This is a genomic window from Chryseobacterium daecheongense (assembly GCF_003729955.1).
Taxonomy (GTDB): domain Bacteria; phylum Bacteroidota; class Bacteroidia; order Flavobacteriales; family Weeksellaceae; genus Chryseobacterium; species Chryseobacterium daecheongense.
The window spans coordinates 1,677,971-1,696,127 of sequence record NZ_RJTX01000001.1 but is presented as its reverse complement, the minus strand read 5'-3'; the positions used below and the strand labels follow the sequence as shown (position 1 = coordinate 1,696,127).

The 18,157-nt window shown below is 35.0% G+C and carries 17 protein-coding genes; 4 read left to right on the top strand and 13 right to left on the bottom strand.

Features of this window, described 5'->3' with window-relative positions:
* From EGI05_RS07900 to EGI05_RS07880, 5 genes are all read right to left on the bottom strand, one after another.
* Positions 1-369 carry a four helix bundle protein gene (locus EGI05_RS07900; RefSeq protein ID WP_123262471.1) on the bottom strand — a complete coding sequence of 123 codons (369 nt, stop codon included), beginning with the start codon at positions 367-369 and terminating at the stop codon, positions 1-3.
* 26 nt (positions 370-395) lie between these two features.
* The gene (locus EGI05_RS07895) at positions 396-674 is read right to left on the bottom strand and encodes a co-chaperone GroES (protein WP_123262470.1); all 279 of its coding nucleotides are present in this window, start codon (positions 672-674) and stop codon (positions 396-398) included.
* Positions 675-823: 149 nt separating this feature from the next.
* Positions 824-2,017, bottom strand: coding sequence for a dicarboxylate/amino acid:cation symporter (locus EGI05_RS07890; protein ID WP_123262469.1), 1,194 nt, complete (start codon positions 2,015-2,017; stop codon positions 824-826).
* Positions 2,018-2,061: 44 nt separating this feature from the next.
* Entirely contained in the window at positions 2,062-3,348 is a 1,287-nt protein-coding gene (locus EGI05_RS07885) for a CitMHS family transporter (protein ID WP_123262613.1), read from the bottom strand.
* 13 nt (positions 3,349-3,361) lie between these two features.
* Positions 3,362-4,063 (bottom strand): DUF2490 domain-containing protein, encoded by a 702-nt coding sequence (locus tag EGI05_RS07880; protein WP_123262612.1) that lies wholly within the window; start codon positions 4,061-4,063, stop codon positions 3,362-3,364.
* A gap of 230 nt (positions 4,064-4,293) precedes the next feature.
* Between EGI05_RS07880 and EGI05_RS07875 the strand changes: the two genes are divergently transcribed.
* Both EGI05_RS07875 and EGI05_RS07870 read left to right on the top strand, forming a co-directional pair.
* A complete protein-coding gene (locus EGI05_RS07875) occupies positions 4,294-5,328 on the top strand; it encodes a sensor histidine kinase (RefSeq protein WP_123262611.1) in 1,035 nt (344 codons plus the stop codon).
* A complete protein-coding gene (locus tag EGI05_RS07870; protein ID WP_123262468.1) occupies positions 5,321-6,022 on the top strand; it encodes a LytR/AlgR family response regulator transcription factor in 702 nt (233 codons plus the stop codon). Before EGI05_RS07875 ends, EGI05_RS07870 begins: the two co-directional genes overlap by 8 nt.
* Before the next feature lie 211 nt (positions 6,023-6,233).
* On the opposite strand, the gene EGI05_RS18155 is transcribed toward EGI05_RS07870, so the two are convergent.
* The 3 genes from EGI05_RS18155 to EGI05_RS07860 all read right to left on the bottom strand — a co-directional run bounded on the left by EGI05_RS18155 (position 6,234) and on the right by EGI05_RS07860 (position 9,616).
* The gene (locus EGI05_RS18155; protein WP_262694123.1) at positions 6,234-6,368 is read right to left on the bottom strand and encodes a hypothetical protein; all 135 of its coding nucleotides are present in this window, start codon (positions 6,366-6,368) and stop codon (positions 6,234-6,236) included.
* 223 nt (positions 6,369-6,591) lie between these two features.
* Positions 6,592-8,970: a M1 family aminopeptidase gene (locus EGI05_RS07865; protein WP_123262467.1), complete on the bottom strand. Its 2,379-nt coding sequence runs from the start codon at positions 8,968-8,970 to the stop codon at positions 6,592-6,594.
* Between the two features lie 67 nt (positions 8,971-9,037).
* Positions 9,038-9,616 carry a HupE/UreJ family protein gene (locus tag EGI05_RS07860; RefSeq protein ID WP_123262610.1) on the bottom strand — a complete coding sequence of 193 codons (579 nt, stop codon included), beginning with the start codon at positions 9,614-9,616 and terminating at the stop codon, positions 9,038-9,040.
* A gap of 65 nt (positions 9,617-9,681) precedes the next feature.
* On the opposite strand from EGI05_RS07860, the gene EGI05_RS07855 reads away from it, so the two are divergent.
* Positions 9,682-10,188, top strand: coding sequence for a DUF6702 family protein (locus EGI05_RS07855; RefSeq protein ID WP_123262466.1), 507 nt, complete (start codon positions 9,682-9,684; stop codon positions 10,186-10,188).
* A 485-nt stretch (positions 10,189-10,673) separates the two neighbouring features.
* Here the strand turns inward: EGI05_RS07855 and EGI05_RS07850 are convergent, their stop codons facing one another.
* The 5 genes from EGI05_RS07850 to EGI05_RS07830 form a co-directional block, all read right to left on the bottom strand.
* Positions 10,674-11,267: an acyl carrier protein phosphodiesterase gene (locus EGI05_RS07850; RefSeq protein WP_123262465.1), complete on the bottom strand. Its 594-nt coding sequence runs from the start codon at positions 11,265-11,267 to the stop codon at positions 10,674-10,676.
* 79 nt (positions 11,268-11,346) lie between these two features.
* Positions 11,347-12,897 (bottom strand): M12 family metallo-peptidase, encoded by a 1,551-nt coding sequence (locus tag EGI05_RS07845; RefSeq protein WP_123262464.1) that lies wholly within the window; start codon positions 12,895-12,897, stop codon positions 11,347-11,349.
* 75 nt (positions 12,898-12,972) lie between these two features.
* A complete protein-coding gene (locus tag EGI05_RS07840) occupies positions 12,973-14,427 on the bottom strand; it encodes a WG repeat-containing protein (protein ID WP_123262463.1) in 1,455 nt (484 codons plus the stop codon).
* Positions 14,411-15,760 (bottom strand): DNA repair protein RadA, encoded by a 1,350-nt coding sequence (gene radA / locus EGI05_RS07835; protein WP_123262462.1) that lies wholly within the window; start codon positions 15,758-15,760, stop codon positions 14,411-14,413. Before radA ends, EGI05_RS07840 begins: the two co-directional genes overlap by 17 nt.
* A gap of 59 nt (positions 15,761-15,819) precedes the next feature.
* Complete coding sequence (locus EGI05_RS07830; RefSeq protein ID WP_123262461.1) at positions 15,820-16,407, bottom strand: hypothetical protein; 588 nt, start codon at positions 16,405-16,407, stop codon at positions 15,820-15,822.
* Between the two features lie 108 nt (positions 16,408-16,515).
* Between EGI05_RS07830 and EGI05_RS07825 the strand changes: the two genes are divergently transcribed.
* Positions 16,516-18,123, top strand: a complete 1,608-nt coding sequence (locus tag EGI05_RS07825) for a CTP synthase (protein ID WP_123262460.1) — start codon at positions 16,516-16,518, stop codon at positions 18,121-18,123.
* The last annotated feature ends 34 nt before the right edge of the window (positions 18,124-18,157 follow it).

The following is an 18,157-nucleotide window of genomic DNA, read 5'->3' as shown; positions in this document are numbered from 1 at the left end:
CTAAAGCGATTGATTATTATTTAATAATTTTTTTCTAAGTTGTATAAGTTTTTGCCTGGTTAAATTCAGTTTTGCATTAAGGGGTAATATTTGGTTTTCAGAAGTGAATCCTAAATCGCAAGAAAGTAAAAGTAAATATTCAGTTTCATTTGCCGAACCTATACTTATTTCTATAAATCTTGCAAATTCTTTATCCGTTGATCTTCCGCAACCTTCGGCAATGTTTGTAGGAATGGAGACTGAAGCTCTTCTTATTTGAGATGTCAGACCAAAAAGTTCAGACTTTGGAAAGTTTTCAGAAATGATGTAAATTTCTTTTACAAGTTCATGAGCAATTTTCCAGGTGTCATACTTTTTATAATCTCTCATTGCCTATGGCTTAATGCTTACTGCTTTTAGCCAATAATTCCTAATAAATCAGACTCTCTTACGATTAAATAATCTTTTCCTTCCAATTTCAATTCTGATCCTGAATATTTTCCGTAAAGAACTTTGTCACCTACTTTAACAGTTGTAGGCTCATCTTTTTTACCAGGACCTACTGCTACTACTGTACCTTCTTGTGGCTTTTCTTTTGCCGTGTCTGGAATAATAATACCTGAAGCTGTTTTAGTTTCCGCAGCAATTGGTTCTACTAGAACTCTGTCTGCTAATGGTTTAAAGTTTACTGACATAATTATATCTGTTTTAAGTTATTTCTGCCTTGTAATTCTCTAAATGTATGCCAAGAGACCGAATGGAATTTTTTGGCAGAATTTTATTTTTAGGTGTGAAATTTTGGCAGAAAAAAAATATTCATCTATCAGGTTCTGACAAACACATATTATACTGTAATTTTTCGTTGATTGAGTTTGGAAATGATAGCGGCGGAAACAGCAATGCCAATAAAATTGGTGACCGCTCTGGCTTCATTCATAAAACGATCTACGCTATACAATAAAGCAAGATCAGTCATTGGGATTTTTCCAAATCTGCTCAAGGTGAAAATAAGAGCCAGAAAACCGGAACCGGGAACACCTGATGCTGTTTTTGAGGCTATTGAAATAATTAAAAAAAGTAAAAAGTAATCTTTGGATTCCAGAGAAATATTATAAAACTGAATAAGAAACACACATGAAATGGAAAGGTAAATACACGCTCCTGCAAGATTGAAATTATATCCTAAAGGTATAATGAAACGAACAATTTTTCTATTGTATCCTTGTGATTCCAATTTTTCAAAGATCATTGGAAAAGCTGTTTTGGAGGTTGAGGTGGCAACAACCAGTATGATTTCTTCTTTTATGCTAAGCAAAAAATCCCAAAGGTTTATTTTGAACAGGTAAGTAGCCAGTCCCAGGATACCAAAAATGAAAACAAGACTTGCCAGATAAACAGTGGCTACTACTTTACTAAGTGGTAAAAGTGTATTGATTCCATACACTGAAATTCCGTAGGCAATATTACAGAAAATGACGACCGGAAGAATGATGTACAGATATTTAATCAATATATAAAACAAGTCTCTTCCTTTATCCAAAATACGAAAGAGCTTCTTTTTTCCTTTAAACAAATTAATGATGACTCCAATTACAATAGATAGCAGAAGGATAATTACATAATTATTAAAATGTAAAGGATTATTGGAATGTACTGTAAGATTCTGAGGAAGATTTTTACTCACTGATGTGATTCCTGTGTTGGTTCCCGGCTTTAAAAGAAAACCGAATCCAATACCTAAGAATATACTTATTGAAGTGATCAGGATAAAGTATAAAGCAGTTTGTCCTATAATTCTGAATGCATTTTCTATACTGAATAAATAACTGATCCCATAAATAACAGCAATAAAAATCACAGGTACAATGAGTGCTTCCAACAACATGAAAAAGTAATGGCTTACTATTTTCAGGTGTATGCTTATTTCCGGGAAATAATATCCTACCAATGTACCACACAGAATTGCTGTAAATACATATAAGGTCAGATTTCTTAAATAAGTGTCTGTAAATGTTTTTTGCTTAGAAAAAAGACTCATTATAAGGCAAAAGTAAACTTATATTTTAATAGTGAAACACAAAATTATATGATGCTAAGCGCTAAGGCTCCCAAAAGCATTACTATAGAGGAACCAATTGCCCATTTTAATGTGAACTTCAGATGATCTGAAAATTCAACTCCGGCAAGTGATACTAATAAATAAGTGGAAGGAACTAAAGGACTCAATAAATGAGAAGCTTGTCCAACGAGACTGGCTCTTCCCAAAATGTCAGGTGAAATTCCCAATTGATCTCCTGTAGCTGTAATGATAGGTAGTATTCCAAAATAATAAGCGTCATTGGTAAGGAAAAAGGTTAATGGGACACTGAAAATAGCTGTAATAATATTTAAAGAACCACCCCAGCTTTTCGGGATAATTTCTATAATACTGTTTCCCATGGCATGCATAATACCGGTTCCATTAAGAATACCGGTGAAAATTCCCGCTCCGAAAATCATTCCTGCAACAGATAATGCATTTCCTGCATGTTTTGAAATGATCTTTTGCTGGTCTTTTAGTTTTGGATAATTAATAATCGAAGCAATACAGAAAGCAATCATAAAAGCAATTCCTAAAGGAATAATGTCAAGAATCATCACGGTAAGCAGGATAATGGTGAGGATAAGGTTGATCAATAAAAATTTAGGACGAAGAAGAGCAGCATCTTTATCCCCCACAATATCAAGTTTACTGTAATTAGTGTATTTACCATGTTTTGCAATTTTTTTCTTTTCTTTTACCCCTAAAATATAGGCTACAAAAAATACCCATACGAGTCCTATCAACATCACGGGGATCATAGGAACAAAAATTTCTGTGTGTCCTAATTTCAAGGAACTCATTACTCGTGCAGTAGGCCCTCCCCAAGGTAAAATATTCATGATTCCACCGGCTAACATAACAATGCATGTAAGAACCAATGGATTCATTCCCTGTTTTTTGTAAAGAGGTAACATGGCTGCAACAACAATAATATAGGTTGAAGATCCGTCTCCGTCTAGAGAAACCAAAGTTGTTAAAATAGCAGTTCCGATCGTTGTTTTTACGGGATTATCTCCCACAGCTTTCAGGATGACATTCACGAGCGGCTCAAAAAGACCGGTATCGATCATTAAACTGAAGTATAAAATGGCGAAGATCAGCATTACTCCGGTCAAAGCAATTTCCTTTACTCCGTCTTTCATCATTCCGCCCAGATCAGGACCGAAACCTGCGATTACGGCAATAAGAACCGGAACAAGAATTAAGGCGGTAAGCGGAGTCATTTTTTTATTCATGATGAGGACCATGAAAATGACGATCATTAAAAAACCAAGAATTGTAAGCATAGTTATATCTGTATTAATGATGTTGGTGTTTTTCTTTTTTTCTCCAGTCAAAACTGTTTCGGAAACCAATATATCCGTAGTTACTCGTTCTTCCTGTTTCCAGTTGGTTGATGAAGGCTATTTCCAATGCAGAGTTTTTTCCGGTTTTGATACCGATTCCGGCGGTGATACGGTTGCTGTCAAAAGGTTCATCCTTTACCAGATTCATTCTGATTTCATTCTTTAGGATTCCATACAGTTTTTCCGGTTCTCCTTTTTTATTGAAAGGAATCCGAACGGAAATGAGATAGCGGACTCTGACCACAAATTCATTTGGATTGTTGATAAAACGTTCTTCTACGCGAAGACGGTTGGATATGGAAGTTCTCCCGATATTATTTTCCTGTGTTACCTGTTGAAAAGGTCTTATCTCGTAGCGTATTCTTTTTGAGTCATCGGTATTATAAGACTCGAGGATAAGAAACATAGCTCCTGCCGCAGGTTTGATACCCGAAGCAACTTCATGGTCTAAATAAGCATTCACAAGGAAAAGTCTCGTATCATAAGCAAGATCAAATGAACGGTATTGAGCAAGAGCAGTGAATGTATTTTTATCGGATACTTTAGCGGAGATCAGATACTGAAACCACATATTATAATTATCCTTGCTTTGCCCTTTTGAGAAACCAATCAGAATAAGGGAAAAAAAGAGCGTTAATTTTATTTTAAAATTCATATAATATCTGATTAACATTGTTATGCCTCAAATATATTTATTAGAAGAAGCGGCTTCGGATTTTTTCAATCAATGACATTTTTTATCAACGAACTGTATTTTTCAGTTAAAAAGATATTATATTTGATGGCTTCTGAAACGGCATTTCCAGAATGTTTTTAATTGTAAATTTTGTTATTATACTGCTGATTATCAGGATTTTATTTAGTGGTAAAATTCTGAAAACCCTCATGGAGTCACGTTGGATGCTTTTATTGAGATTTCAGCATGTTTTTTTCTTTTTTGTTTTCACTTTGATAACATTTTTCACCGAAAATTACTTTCTGGATACTCCGGAGCTTATATGGAGTGTAATTTTGAATGTTGTTTTCAATATTGGAATTTATTATCTGGTTTACTATTATCTTGTTCCTCATTTCTATTTATCTAATAAATATCCGCAGTTCATTCTGTGTGCATTAATTTGTTTTTTGGTTTCCAGCCTTTTCAGGATTCTTTGGGAACCGGCAGTTTTTACAATGGATTTCAGTAAAGAAGGCTATCACGTAGGATTTTTATATAATATTTATATTGCTCAGGGAATCGTTATTCTAGTGGCGTCGTTTCTGGGTATTACAAAAGATAAATTCCTGATAGAGCAGGATGTCATTGATCTTGGAGAGCAAAAAGAACAGCTTTATCTTGACCTGTTGAAATCCAAATTAAATCCTCATTTTCTGCTGAATACACTCAATAATATTTATGCGAACAGCTTTATTCCTTCTGTGAAAACTTCTGATTCTATTTTACAGCTCAGTAAGCTTTTACAATACATCATTTATGACAGTGGAAAAGAAAAAATCAGTGTTGCACAGGAACTGTTATCCATTAAATCTCTTGCAGGTTTGTATCAATTGAAATATAATAATCAGCTTGATATTTCTTTTGTTATTCAGGATGAGCCTGTATTAGAGGAAATGGAAATCCCGCCCTCTGTTTTTCTCACTTTGTTTGAAAATGCTTTGAAGCATTCTGCAATAGGATTAGAACAAGGAAGCTTTATACAGTTATCCTGTACAATCGAAGGCCAGAAACTGATATTTGAAACCATCAATTCTATTAAAGAAAACCATCAAATTCCCGTTGAAGTTGGATATCAAGGTTTAGGGAATGAAGCTATCATTCATATATTGGAAAAGTACTATCTTGGTCGCTACGAATTTATTTCAGAACCTGTGGACAGCAATCGTTATAAAACTGTTTTAAAAATTAATTGGAATGGCTAATTTGACCATAGTCAATGTGGATGATGAATATCCTGCATTGCAGCTTGTCAGACAATATTGTGATCAGATCGAGGGTATTGATCTGTTAGAGTCATTTCAAGATCCCGGAACAGCTTTAGATTACCTGGCAAAAAATAGGGTAGATCTGGTAATTTTAGATATTAATATGCCAGGAATGAATGGAGTAGAGCTTCTTCAGCAGCTTCCCTATAATCCGCTTTGTATCTTTTTGACATTGGAAACCCAATATGCGGTAAGAGCATTTGAGCTGGATGTTGTTCATTATCTCGTTAAACCGGTAGACTTTGATACTTTCAAAAAAGCTATTCACAAAGCAAAAGATCTCTTACAGTTTAAGAATTCTATGCATAATAAGAATGAGCAGGAAGATTTTATCGTATTCAAATCCAATTATATCATGAATAAGGTTTTCCTGAAAGATATTCTTTGGATACAGGGATTCGGAGAATACATTGTATTGATAACTCCTTTTAAAAAGTATATGATCCTTGATAGAATGTCCAATTTTGAAGAGAAATTTCAAAACTTCGGTTTTATCAGGATTCATAAATCATATATTGTATTGTCTTCACATATCAATTCTTACGACTCTAATAATGTTTATCTAAAAGGAGGAGATAAACTTCCGTTGGGAAGAACTTATAAAAGTTTTGTAAAAGAACATTTAAGTTAAGCTAACTTTTTATTTACTGCAAATCGTAAATTTAGTAAGAGGTTATATTGAAATGTGTTTGACGATATGATCCTATCGCAAATATTGTTCAACTTACATTGAAAAAAATATTATTTAAAAGATATAATAAAACAGTGTATAATTATCCAAGTTAAAAATATAAAAGCCGGAAATTTTCCGGCCTTTGTTTTCTTGTAATTGTTATGGATCCTTAAGGGCAATTCTGTCCCGGACCAATCCATAGAATGCATTTTCCGTTATCGTTGTATTCACAACAGATAATTCTTGAAGCTCCTCCGTTAATAGATTTTTGGGCTTCTCTGCTTAATAATTTGGCATTTTTCATAAGTAATATTTTGTTTTTATATTCCTGAACCTTTAACGTCAATCAGGATTTTTGACTTTTGGTGTATCTTTCAAATGTAAAGTTTTTTATTGTTGTTTATATCATTTGAGATAAAAAAAGAGGATAATGATGACGAAAAGCAGTTTAGAACTGTTGAACAGCATTTTGATAAAAAAAGGTCTACCAATCTGGTAAACCTTATTAATATGATTTTTTTTGAATCTTAATTTTTCTTTCCTGCAGCCTGCATCGGATTTACTTTTCCGTTGGCTCCGCCTCTTACGCCTTCCTGCTGCTTTTGTTTGAAAACCTGGAATTTCGAAGCTTCGGAATTGGTTCCGTCATTGCTCCAGAAATTGTTGGAAGTATCAATGTCTGCAGTTTCTCTCATCGGATCAAGTTGAATGGATTTTAGCTTCTTATTGAAATAATAAGTTTTTGAAACTTTCTCCTCATCATGTCTCCAGATCTGAGCGGAAGATTTATCGTACAATTTTGTACCGTCTTCAAAAGTAAATTCAAGAATAATCGGCATTACCAATCCGCCTTTGTTTGCAAAATCGATTTGATAAGCTGTGATGTTTTTGAATTTGTCTTTATCTTTTGTATCAAGACTGGTCATATTATCCACTTTGAAAGAGTATTCTTTATTGGTATCTACTTTTTCCTGTCCTCTGTCGTAGCGGTAGTAGAAATCCTGAGCATTCTTATCTTTTTCTACATAGAAAGTGATGTTTTTATCTTCTCTGTTTCTGATTTTTGAAATATCTTCGAAATCATTTTGAATAGGCTTGTCTACTTTATACTTAACCTCATTGGCTTTTGGAACGGCATCCAGATCAGGAGTAGCTACTGTCACTTTTTCAATCGCAATATCTACAGGGTCTGTTCCGTAGAACCATCCTCTCCAGAACCAGTCAAGGTCTTCACCGCTTGCATCTTCCATCGTTCTGAAGAAATCTGCAGGTTCAGGATGTTTGAAAGCCCATCTTTTAGAATAGGTTTTAAAAGCTTTATCGAAAAGTTCTCTTCCCATAATGGTTTCACGAAGGATATTCAATCCGGTTGCCGGTTTTGAATAGGCATTAGGGCCGAAATGAGTAATATTCTCGGAATTGGTCATAATAGGCTCCAGCTGATCCTTCGGAAGCTTCATATAGTCTACAATCGTCCAAGCCGGACCACGTTTTGAAGGAAATTTGTTGTCCCATTTTTCTTCGGTAAGATATTCCACGAAAGTGTTTAATCCTTCATCCATCCAGCTCCATTGTCTTTCATCCGAGTTGATGATCATCGGGAAGAAATTGTGTCCTACTTCATGGATAATCACTCCCAGCATTCCATTTTTGATGGCTTCGGAATAGGTTCCGTCTTTTTCCGTTCTTCCGTAATTGAAACAGATCATTGGATATTCCATCCCGTTGGCTGCTTCTACAGATTGAGCAACAGGATATGGATATGGAATCGTGAATTCAGAATAGGTTTTAATGGTGTGAGCAACGGCTTTTGTAGAGTACTTTCTATACAATCCATAAGATTCTTTCGGATAGAAGCTCATCGCCATTACTTTGTTGTTGTTTTCAGGAATGGTAACATTCATCCCGTCCCAAACAAATTTTCTTGAAGACGTCCATGCAAAATCCCTTACATTGTTTGCTTCGAACGTCCATGTTTTTCTTTGTTTTGAATGATTCTTTTCAGCTTTCTTAGCTTCGTCCAGTGTTACAATTTCTACAGGCTCACTTGCACTTTGAGCTTTTCTATATCTTGTTAACTGATCTGAAGATAAAACCTGCTCATAATTTTTGCATTCACCGGTTCCGCCTACCACATGATCCGCAGGAACATTCATAGAAACTTTAAAATTTCCGAATACCAAAGCGAATTCACCCCTGCCGGTAAACTGATGGTTTTGCCATCCGTGGAAATCGCTGTACACGCACATTCTCGGATACCATTGGGTCATAGTGTAAAGGTCATTTCCGTCTTCAGCGAAGTTTTCGTAACCGCCACGTCCACCTTTTGCTATTCTGTTAGGTATATTGTAATTCCAGTCTACTTTAAAAACAAATTTTTCTCCCTTCTTTAAAATTTTCGGAAGATCGATACGCATCATGGTTTTATTGACTACATATCGTAAAGGATTTCCTGCTGCATCGGTTACCTTCTCCAGATTCACACCATAGCCGTTATCTTTAGCAGGGAGATCTGTAGTTCTTAATTGTTGATCATTGGCCGCTTTAGGAAGGGTGGAGGAATTATCGAAATCTGCATTTTTAACATTAGATTGCTGATTTTCATCCAGCTGTAACCAGATGTAATCTAAATCATCCGGAGAATTATTGTAATAAGTAACGGTTTCAGAACCTTTCAGATTTCTTTTGTCTTCATCAAGATATGCTGAAATTTCATAATCTGCTCTGTTTTGCCAATATCCGTGTCCCGGAGCTCCTGAAGCTGCCCTGTAAATATTGGGAGTGGGAAGAATGGTTCCCAGCTGTTCAAATTTATTTCCGTGATTGCTTCCCGGATTGTTTTGAATATTTTGGGCCGTTAAACCTATATAAGCAAATGTTGAAAGTAAGGTTACTTTTAATTTCATGACCAAAATTTGTTAAGAATTTTCAAATATAATAATAAGTAGTTGAAAAATTGAAAATGTTTCAATGCTAGAAAGGAATTCTTTCTAAAGTCATTTTCAGTGATAAAGCAAACACACCTGAAGAAACAAACAGGATCCAGTCTTTTTTATTTACTTTAAATAGATTCAACAAAATGAAGAGAAGGACAAGAATGGCTAAAACAATTACAATTTGCCCTAATTCCAACCCAATATTGAACCCCAGAAGCGGAACGGCAATGCTTTGACTTTTTGCGATCATCACTCTTGCCGTATTCGCAAATCCCATTCCGTGGATGAGCCCGAAGATCAGAGCGAGATAATAATTGGCTCTCATCAAAGTTTGTTTCTTATTTTTCATGATGATATTGTCCAGTGAAGTCAAAACAATCGTTAAAGGAATTAAAAACTCAACCCAATCTGATGGAACTCTGAAGATATCTAAAATGCTTAATGCTAAAGTGATGGAATGGCCAATGGTAAAAGCAGTGACAAGAATTAAAATTTTTTTCCAATCCTGATAAGAATATACCGCAATCAACGCCAATACAAAAAGCTGATGATCCAGCGCATCCAGCGAAATAATATGTTCCCAGCCGAGATCCAGATAGAATAAAAAATCCTGCATCATAGAATAATAATATTAAGGCTTACGAAAATAATGATTAATTTCGGAACAAATTTCAATAGGTAATGGGTAAAAAAATATATCTGATCATAGGAATTCTGTTTTTTTCTTTGCAGGTTTTTGCGAAAGATGTTCATCCTTATCATGTGGGTTCTGTAGAAATCAGCTATAATTCCAAATCAAAAACATTTGAAATTACCGGACGTTTTTTTCTGGATGATCTGGAGAATGCGTTGAGCAAAAAATATGGAAAATCTTTTCATTTCAATGATGCTAAATATAAAAGTCTTCTCAACGAAGCCCTAAAAAGCTATTGCACGGAATATCTCAAAGTGAAAACCAATAATAAGTTTTTAAAAGTGGATTATCTGGGATATGAAGAAGATAATGAATCTGTCAATATATTCTTGGAATCTGAAGCCGTTGATCATCCTAAAAAAGTGGAAACGGCAGTAAGCTTTTTATATAACCTCTTTGATGACCAGATCAATATTGTTCATATCATTGTAAATGGTGAAAGAAAAAGTGAAAAACTAACGTATCCTGATCGTTATTTATACAAACAATTCTAAACTTTTTTATCGTAATTTTCCATTTAAGGTTGCATAATAGCGAATATTGTGTTGCACCATTATGTGAATTATTTCATCAAAAATATCAATTTTAAAAGGTTGATTATCAGTTTTTTAATTTGGTGTTTTGAGGGGATCGACAAAATTGTAAATTAATATTTGTTAATATGCTTGTTTTTAAAGTATTTTTTTTAAATTTGTTTAAATAAGTTAAATTATCATAAAAAATAATATAACGTTTATGATTTATTGTTTACTTTAATGTAATTTTTAAATTAAACTTATTATAAATGATATTTTTCTAATTTTCTGTTAAAAATTATGACTGTTTATGATTAGGTAGGGATTAGAACGATATCTGAAACAACTGTTAAAAAATAACCTTGAACCCTCAAATTGTCTGGTAACAGGCGCAGAATTCTAATAACACAAATAGTAAAAAACACTTACCACAGTGAGTGTTTTTTTTATTTTCAATCCTGAATTCAGTTTTCTAATTGTAACAAGGTATTTATTCCCTTTACATGGGCTGTCAAATCAGGGAAAAATTCATTATAACATTGCTGGAGAATATTTTTGTTTTGAAGAAATGCCTCGAATACAGGAATGTCTGTTTCAAGATATTTGGCTTTATGAAGCACATTCCGCATGCTAAATTGTATGCCCTGGTTTTCACGGTAATTGTATAACCAGTCATCCTGTTCCATTTTTACCAGCATCCTCTTGAGGTTTTCCGGAAGCCATATTTCATACTGATGGAGAACTCTGTATACTTTTAAGGAATGCTCTTTCCAACCATTAAGTGAATTCAGGCTAAAATCGTTAGCAACGAAATAATCCATAGCAACATCTACAAATGCTCCCGAATATAGTCTTACAAGCGGACTAAAAACTTTTTTGGCTTCGTGGATAGCAGGATGGGAATCTGTAAAAGTGTCAATAGCTCTATGAAGGGTAATTCCGTCCTGAATATCTTTGGGAAAAGAAAAACGGTCCTTATTCGGAATAAAGTCTTCTAAAAACTGTCCGACGATCTGCCCGTCGGAAAAAGTCAGGAATGAGTGAGCCAGATAATTCATATACCAATATAGCACATAAAATTAAATCCTCCGAATATTTTAACGATTCGGAGGATTTAAAATAAATATTTTTTGAAGATTATTGGACAATAAATTTCTTATTTCCAATCAGCGTATTCTTTTCATCATAAACGCTAAGGAAATATTCACCGGAAGCAAGACCTTTTAAATGGATGCTTTTGTCAGAGGTCTTCAATACAACCTGCCCAAGAGAATTGATCACCTTAAATGAATACTTCCTGTTATCATCGATTAAAACGTGAATGATTTCTTTTGCAGGATTTGGATACAAGGTAAATTCTTTGGACTTAGTGCTGATTTCCGCTGTTGCTAGGTTGGCTTCCGGCATAAAATTAGAAACCACACAGGCAAAACGTAAGAAACCAAAAGCTTCGTCCGATGGATTGGTGTTCCCAATGGCTCTTCCAGTAGGTTCCGTATTGTAATTGACGTTCGGATTTGCCCAACGGTTGATTCTGGTACAATTGAATCCGGAATCTGAACATTCATCATTGTAGGCCATAATCGTTCTCCATCTTTGAGAAGGAGTACTGGAAGTTCCTAATGTTATAGCTGTTTGATTGGTATATCCGTGATGGTGGCTGCAAGGGGTAGAAGTGGTATCAACATACCAGTCATGTTTTAATCCCATATTATGTCCCATTTCATGTGCTAAAGAATAATTGGATACCGCACAGTTGTAAATGCAAACCGAAAAGCCGGCTGTATTGGTATAATTGGTAGGATTGGTATTTACATATCCTAGACCACAAGTATTCGTAGGAGTAGAAGTCACTAAACTACAAACATCCGCTCCGTAAGTAGTTCTCAATGTATGGACATCATCAAGGAAAGAGTCTCCATTGGTTCTGAATCTTGTAAGATCAGTACTGATGTTTCCTGATTCAACATAAGAAATTTCCCCGGAATATACGAGGTTAATTGTGGTATTGGAAACTCCGGAATTAACAAGGGAGGTATTGAAATTGGTAATAGCAGTGGCTATAAAACCGTTACTTTGTGAAACTCCACCCCAAACTGTTCTTGCGGCAGTAGTATATACCACTAATACATCAATTCTCGTTGTGCTGCAGACAGGTGTGGATGCTGAGCAAATATCAGCGTTTACTTTATTTGAGTTACCGGCAGAAGTATTTAGAATAGAAGTATCTAAAATATAATCATTCTTAGAATCCTGACTAATCATTTTTTCATTACTTACCACAGATAATGCGAAAACATCTCCGCTGGTCTGATGAAACATCACTTTTTCAGTACCGGAAGCATACATTCCGGTTACAATATTGCCGTATTTTGATAGTACCAGTTCTGCATTCGGTGCATTTTCTATATCATAAACATACGATTCGGCACCGTTGCTGTATGTATAAGTACGATTATATTTTGCTATGATTTGCTTATTGCTAGGAAGAGCTATCTGAAGATCAGACTGCAAATTGAAAGCAGGCTGTACATAATAGTTCGTCAGGGAATAAGAGGCGGAAAGTTCTTTACTTATTTTTTGATCAGTAGATAAGCTGTTTTCATTAACTGTATTCTGAAAAACTTTGTGTTGTGCAAAGAATAAACTTGTGCAAAAAATAAGCAAAACAGTAAAGTATGCTTTCATGATTGTTTAGTTTTAATGGTTGTGCACAAATATAAGAGTTTGTATGATAAGTTGTTAATAATGGAAAAATGATTCTTAATTTTTTAGAATTTCACCATTCTCATTGATTTCGAAAGCCTTGCCATTTTTGATGAATTCAAGACGGGTTCCGGTGTTATTACTTTGGGTAGAATCATATTTGCAGGCAATAAGAACGTTACCGTTCATATCCAATGTCCCATATCTATTGTCTTTTTTCACAATCAGGAAATTCGTTCGGAAAGAAATCTTATCATATTCGAATTTCGTCAGGAATTGGCCATTCGCATAAAGTGCTAGTTTTTTATCCTTCTCAATCAATAATTTGATAGGCTTGGTGTAATAATCCGAACCCAGAGGAATCTCAATATTATCGTAAAGGCATTCAAGGATAATTTTTCCGGTGAAATCGGCCAATCCTTTTTTACCATTGCTTTCAATCAGAAGTCTTTCATTGTCAAGATTGGTGATTTTATCATATCGGGGAGTCAGTTCTTTAAAAGAATAATAATCTACCAAGACCTGTTTTTTATCTATGGTTGCAAGAAGCATCAGTTGTTTCGTATTGAAATATTCAATTTTATCGTAAACCAGAGGTTTTAATACGTTGAAGTTTCTGTCTAAGAAAGTTTGTTTGCCATTTATTTTTACAAGGAAAATGTTTTTTGTCTGAGGGATATTATTTACTGTAGTAGAATATTCAAATAAGGAAGGGAATTTTTCCATTTCCTGGCTAATCTTTTCGTTTTTTGAATTGATTAAAAAGAATTTTGAATCTTTCTGGGCAAGAAAATTATTGTCAAAAACTTGTAAGCTTTCATATTCGAAAGGAATCATCGTTTCCTTTTTACTGCTTTGAATTCCATACTTTCCCTTTTGGGAGGCAATGATGAAAAATGTATTAACAAAAACAGCATGGTCGAAATTCTGTGGATAAAGATCCTTATCAACTTTATTCCCATTGTAGACATTTTTACTAAAATTGGACTCCGAATAATAATTCCCGGTAAAAAAAGGCTGATTACTTTTCTTCTGCAATACATAGCTGGAGCTGTAAAGTCTCTTATCATTAGCATCTTTCACAACCAGGTAAAATTGAGGCGGAGCTGTTGCTTCTTGAGGTTTTCCGTAAGAAGGTGTTTTTACAGAACCTCTTCCCCTTGGAAGATCCGGTTCAGGTTGTGTTTTTTTGAAAGTAATTGATGCATAATAGGTTGCAGAAGAAGGACTGTAGTAATTTTCATGATAATAATTTTCATCATAATAATAAGCTCCTATCGTCATTTTATCGGAAGTATCGTGAATGACGCATTCGGAAAAATAATGAAGGGCACTTTTATTAATTGCCTTTTCTGCAATGCACTCCTTGAGTATTTCGTACATTTTCTTTTCATCACCTGCTAAAATACCCACAGGCTTCATATTTTCCTGAGTCTGCCCGGTGCAGAAAGAAAATGCAGTGATACAGAAAACAGATAATGTTTTTATCAAATAATTAAAAAAGCCTTTCATGGAATTCTTCAATTTTACTTACTTCTTCAATTTTGATCCCGAACTTCTTCTTAGAAATTTTATTAAGATTGGAAATGAAAATTTTCTCATATCCTAGTTTTTCAGCTTCGGAAATCCTTTGTTCAGCCTGTGCAATCGGACGAATTTCACCGCTTAAACCGATTTCACCGGCAAAACAAAAATGTTCCGAAATCGCAATATCTTCATTGGAGGAAAGAATAGAAGCTACTACGGCTAAATCCAAAGCGGGATCATCTGTTTTTATACCCCCGGTAATATTCAGGAAAACATCTTTGGCTCCCAGTTGGAATCCCGCTCTTTTTTCCAGAACGGCCAGAAGCATATTCAGTCTTTTTGCATCAAAACCTGTAGAACTTCTTTGTGGAGTTCCATAAACGGCAGTACTCACCAAAGCCTGTATCTCTAGTAACATAGGACGGTTTCCTTCCAAAGTTACCGCAACAGAATTTCCGGAAAGCTCTTCAAATTTTTTAGTGATCAGAATTTCAGAAGGATTTTTGATTTCTCTCAGTCCTTGTGCAACCATTTCATAAATCCCGATTTCAGCAGTAGAACCGAAGCGGTTTTTATTGGCTCTTAACAATCTGAAAAGATGATTTCTGTCTCCGTCAAAATTCAGAACGACATCTACCATGTGTTCCAGAACTTTTGGCCCGGCAATTTGTCCGTCTTTAGTAATATGACCTACAAGAAAAACAGGGGTGTTATTTTCTTTAGCATATTTAATGATCTCATTGGAACATTCTCTGATCTGGGAAACAGTTCCCGGAGAACTTTCAATAAGCTGTGATTGCAAAGTCTGTATAGAATCTATAATGATGAAATCCGGTTCCAGCTTTTTGGCTTCGTGAAGGATTTTCTCCAATGAAGTCTCCGTGAAGAGAAAACAATTAGGATTTTGAATCTCCGTTAATCGGTCTGCCCTCATTTTGATCTGAGATGCACTTTCTTCCCCTGAAACATAAAAGATCTTTTTCTTCATTTTCAAAGCAAGCTGAAGAAGAAGGGTGGATTTTCCAATTCCCGGTTCTCCACCAATTAAAGTTACGGAGCCTAAAACGATACCTCCACCCAACACGCGGTTGAGCTCTTCGGAAGGGGTTTTAATTCTTGGCTCTTCACTTGTTTCAACTTCGATAATGTTGATAACATGTTGTTTCGATTTTGAAGAAGGAAGACTTTTATGAGAAGGTTTTTCTATGATTTCCTCTACTAAAGTGTTCCATTGCCCGCAGTTTTTGCACTGTCCCATCCATTGGGAATACTGGGTGCCGCAGTTCTGACAGAAATATGCTGTTTTAAGTTTTGCCATACGGCGAAGTTCTTGAAAATTTTTTAATTTCTTTCTTTTTGAATTGATTTAAAGATCTCTTAAGACTCGTTTAAATTTTGTCTTAGCTCTTTCAGATTATTCAACACATCTTCTGAGGAAGGGAGCATAGGAATTTGTGATTCAATTCTTTCGACCAAGCTCTGGAAGGTAGCTTCATTATTCAATACTTTTAAGCTGTATTCAAAAGGATATAGAGAAAGTACACCCCCATTGTTATTATATTTTAAAGTAAGTCCTCTTAAAGGAAATTCAGGTTCTGAATCTTTATATAATTTGAAACCGAAATTCTTAATAAGATATTCCGAAAACAAGACGGAAAGAGTAAGAATAATCATGGAGTCTTCCATTTCAAAGTTCTGACAATATGCATGATAGCCGGGAGCTTCATGAACAACCTGATCCAGATTGACAGGATGGTTAATCAACTCATGTTCCTGCTCGTTATTGGTATCTATATAAAAGCTTTCAATCATTTTTATACTGTCATCGAAAACCATTTCATATACATCTTGTTCTGTATATCTTTTGTCAAAATATTCCGTTGAATAAACTCCGGAAATATTAGCCGGATTCTCATTTTGCTGTGTATTTTTTCTTGAAGAAAAGATTTTTTTGAAGAAATTCATGGAGTAATTATGTGTTGTTTATAATAAGTTTTGAACAAATATATGAAATATTAAAATCCGGTTTGACTTGTATCTCTTTTTCCCCTAACTTTGCACAAACCTAATCTAATGAGTAAAAAGAATACAAAATACATCTTTGTGACAGGAGGTGTAACTTCATCTTTGGGAAAAGGAATCGTTTCTGCTTCTCTGGGACTACTACTAAAATCACGCGGTTTTAATGTAACGATCCAAAAACTAGATCCTTATATCAATATCGACCCAGGAACACTGAATCCTTATGAACACGGAGAATGCTATGTAACCGAAGATGGTGCGGAGACGGATCTGGATTTAGGTCATTATGAGCGATACTTAGACGCTCCCACTTCCCAAAACAACAACGTTACCACAGGAAAAATCTACCAGACTGTTATTGAAAAAGAAAGAAAAGGAGATTTCTTAGGAAAAACAGTTCAGGTAATTCCTCATATCACCAACGAAATCAAGCGTAGAATTAAAATTCTTTCCAAGCAGAACTACGATATCATTATTACGGAAATCGGAGGAACTGTAGGAGATATTGAATCCCTTCCTTATATTGAAACTGTTCGTCAGTTGAAGTGGGAACTGGGCGAGAAGAATTCTATGGTGATTCACCTTACTTTATTACCTTATTTGGCTTCAAGTGGAGAATTAAAGACAAAACCGTCACAGCATTCCGTTCGTCAGTTGATGGAAAGCGGAATTATGGCGGATGTTTTAGTTTGCAGAACAGAACATAAAATTCCAAAAGACCAGAGAGCAAAACTAGCTCAATTCTGTAACGTTCCTTTGGATAATGTGATTGAATGTAAAGATTTGGATACGATCTATGAAGTTCCAATGTATCTTCAAAAACAGAACTTTGATGATGTTGTTTTAAAAGAACTGGATCTGAAAAGTGATAAAGATGCTGATTTAAAGGACTGGAAGACATTCCTTAAAAAGTTCCAGAACCCTAAAAAGACGATAGAAATTGCATTAGTAGGTAAATATGTTTCTCTTCAGGATTCTTATATATCTATTGCCGAAGCTTTCAAGCATGCGGGAGCAGACCTTGAAACAGGAGTGAAAGTAAGATGGGTATACAGTGGAGACATCACAGAAGAAAACATCAAAGAAACCTTAAAAGGCGTAAACGGAATTCTGATTGCTCCGGGGTTCGGAGACAGAGGAATTGAAGGAAAAGTCCTTACTGCAAAGTATGCAAGAGAAAATAAGATTCCTATGTTGGGAATCTGTTTAGGAATGCAGATCATGACAATTGAGTTTGCAAGAAATGTTCTGGGATATTCTAAAGCGAACTCTATGGAGTTTGATACGGCTACTCCGGATCCTGTGATTTCATTGATGGAGGAACAGAAAAATATTGTGGACAAAGGAGGAACTATGCGTCTTGGAGCTTGGAAATGTGCTTTGAAGAATGGCTCTAAGTTATCAGATATTTACGGAAGCAAAAATATTTTGGAAAGACACCGTCACCGTTATGAATTTAATAGTGAGTACTTACAAGAGTTTGAGAAAAACGGATTCCTTGCTACAGGTACAAACCCGGAAACAGGTTTGGTAGAAGCATTAGAAATGCCGGATCATCCTTTCTACGTTGGTGTACAGTATCACCCGGAATACAAGAGTACGGTAGCTACACCGCATCCTTTATTCAGAGCTTTTATTAAAGCTTGTGCAGCGAAATAAAGTAATTATATACGATAAACGTCTTATTATAAAC

Coding starts and splice junctions, on each gene's coding strand:
- EGI05_RS07890 (WP_123262469.1), bottom strand. CDS start 2,017: ATGAGTCTTTTTTCTAAGCAAAAAACATTTACAGACACTTATTTAAGA.
- EGI05_RS07895 (WP_123262470.1), bottom strand. CDS start 674: ATGTCAGTAAACTTTAAACCATTAGCAGACAGAGTTCTAGTAGAACCA.
- EGI05_RS07825 (WP_123262460.1), top strand. CDS start 16,516: ATGAGTAAAAAGAATACAAAATACATCTTTGTGACAGGAGGTGTAACT.
- EGI05_RS07855 (WP_123262466.1), top strand. CDS start 9,682: ATGGGTAAAAAAATATATCTGATCATAGGAATTCTGTTTTTTTCTTTG.
- EGI05_RS07900 (WP_123262471.1), bottom strand. CDS start 369: ATGAGAGATTATAAAAAGTATGACACCTGGAAAATTGCTCATGAACTT.
- EGI05_RS07830 (WP_123262461.1), bottom strand. CDS start 16,407: ATGAATTTCTTCAAAAAAATCTTTTCTTCAAGAAAAAATACACAGCAA.
- radA (WP_123262462.1), bottom strand. CDS start 15,760: ATGGCAAAACTTAAAACAGCATATTTCTGTCAGAACTGCGGCACCCAG.
- EGI05_RS07840 (WP_123262463.1), bottom strand. CDS start 14,427: ATGAAAGGCTTTTTTAATTATTTGATAAAAACATTATCTGTTTTCTGT.
- EGI05_RS07865 (WP_123262467.1), bottom strand. CDS start 8,970: ATGAAATTAAAAGTAACCTTACTTTCAACATTTGCTTATATAGGTTTA.
- EGI05_RS07850 (WP_123262465.1), bottom strand. CDS start 11,267: ATGAATTATCTGGCTCACTCATTCCTGACTTTTTCCGACGGGCAGATC.
- EGI05_RS07875 (WP_123262611.1), top strand. CDS start 4,294: ATGGAGTCACGTTGGATGCTTTTATTGAGATTTCAGCATGTTTTTTTC.
- EGI05_RS07885 (WP_123262613.1), bottom strand. CDS start 3,348: ATGCTTACAATTCTTGGTTTTTTAATGATCGTCATTTTCATGGTCCTC.
- EGI05_RS07845 (WP_123262464.1), bottom strand. CDS start 12,897: ATGAAAGCATACTTTACTGTTTTGCTTATTTTTTGCACAAGTTTATTC.
- EGI05_RS07870 (WP_123262468.1), top strand. CDS start 5,321: ATGGCTAATTTGACCATAGTCAATGTGGATGATGAATATCCTGCATTG.
- EGI05_RS18155 (WP_262694123.1), bottom strand. CDS start 6,368: ATGAAAAATGCCAAATTATTAAGCAGAGAAGCCCAAAAATCTATTAAC.
- EGI05_RS07880 (WP_123262612.1), bottom strand. CDS start 4,063: ATGAATTTTAAAATAAAATTAACGCTCTTTTTTTCCCTTATTCTGATT.
- EGI05_RS07860 (WP_123262610.1), bottom strand. CDS start 9,616: ATGCAGGATTTTTTATTCTATCTGGATCTCGGCTGGGAACATATTATT.